Genomic DNA, 348 nt, shown 5'->3' on the forward strand with positions numbered 1-348 from the left:
CGAGTTCTATCGGGTAAAGCCAATGATTAGAGGCATCGGGGGCGCAACGCCCTCGACCTATTCTCAAACTTTAAATAGGTAGGACGGGGCGGCTGCTCCGCTGAGCCGTCCCACGGAATCGAGAGCTCCAAGTGGGCCATTTTTGGTAAGCAGAACTGGCGATGCGGGATGAACCGGAAGCCGGGTTACGGTGCCCAACTGCGCGCTAACCTAGAACCCACAAAGGGTGTTGGTCGATTAAGACAGCAGGACGGTGGTCATGGAAGTCGAAATCCGCTAAGGAGTGTGTAACAACTCACCTGCCGAATCAACTAGCCCCGAAAATGGATGGCGCTGAAGCGCGCGACC

1 rRNA gene is annotated in these 348 nt (G+C 56.0%); it reads left to right on the forward strand.

Annotated features, from left to right (window positions below):
* A 23S ribosomal RNA gene (locus H0H10_RS41540) occupies window positions 1-348 on the forward strand; the annotation flags it as partial.

It is taken from the genome of Streptomyces griseicoloratus (genome assembly GCF_014534645.1).
Lineage (GTDB): Bacteria > Actinomycetota > Actinomycetes > Streptomycetales > Streptomycetaceae > Streptomyces > Streptomyces griseicoloratus.